Raw genomic sequence first — 418 nt, 5'->3', positions numbered from 1 at the left:
GACCACGCTTATCCTCGGCGCTGTGCTGATCGTCCTGGTGCTCTTCCTGCAAGACGGTCTGGTCGGCACGATTGGCAATCTCTGGCGCCGCAGGCTTCCCGATCCCAACGACGCGGCACGGAATTGCAGGCCCGTCATTATCGACGAAAAGGTGCTGGATGGCATTCTCGAAGATGCCGCCCGCCGCGCAGGTCCTGCCAAGCGGCTCACGACCACCGATGTGCTCAAGCGCTTCGGCGGCATCGTTCCCGTCAATCGCGTCACAAGAAGCTTTGAGCCTGGCCGGCCCTATTCGCTGATCGGACCGAACGGTGCGGGCAAGAGCTCTTATCTCAAGACCTGCGTGGGCATCTATGGCCCCGATGCCGGCCGGATCGAGATGGGCGGCGGCGACGTAACCAGAAAGGCGATCTTCGCC

1 protein-coding gene is annotated in these 418 nt (G+C 62.7%); it reads left to right on the top strand.

All coding sequences use genetic code 11. The features are described 5' to 3' along the window. Positions 1 to 22: 22 nt before the first annotated feature. Positions 23 to 418 (top strand): ATP-binding cassette domain-containing protein (locus AC1D0P_RS30500; RefSeq protein ID WP_477680148.1); only part of this gene is annotated, 396 nt, incomplete at its 3' end.

It is taken from the genome of Polaromonas sp. P1_G2, assembly GCF_056405515.1.
Note: the sequence above shows the minus strand (reverse complement) of the source record. Positions and strands in the feature narration are given on the sequence as shown.